A 244-nucleotide genomic window follows, 5' to 3' on the forward strand; every position below is an offset into this window, starting at 1 on the left:
CGCTGCCAGGTCCTCAGGCTCCTCACTGGTGAAAGGGAATATGAAGCTAGTGGCCTTCTCATTCAAATGGTTCTTTTCGGATTATAGTGATGAGTGGTATAAGTCCATATTTGCACCCTTTAAAGGGCTTAAGGGGGAGATTACGCCTAGTTATTCCATGCTGAGCAAAGAGGATATTTCCAGAATGTATGCCATGGCCCCCACTGCAAAGTTGGTCCTGATGCTTAGAGACCCAATTGATCGG

The 244-nt window shown here is 46.7% G+C and carries 1 protein-coding gene; it reads left to right on the plus strand.

Annotation, left to right across the window (positions count from 1 at the left end; all coding sequences use genetic code 11):
* Positions 1 to 244 (plus strand): hypothetical protein (locus tag ACRHOZ_RS21270; RefSeq protein ID WP_431130356.1); only part of this gene is annotated, 244 nt, incomplete at both ends.

It is taken from the genome of Flagellimonas flava (assembly GCF_050617915.1).
Lineage (GTDB): Bacteria > Bacteroidota > Bacteroidia > Flavobacteriales > Flavobacteriaceae > Flagellimonas > Flagellimonas flava_A.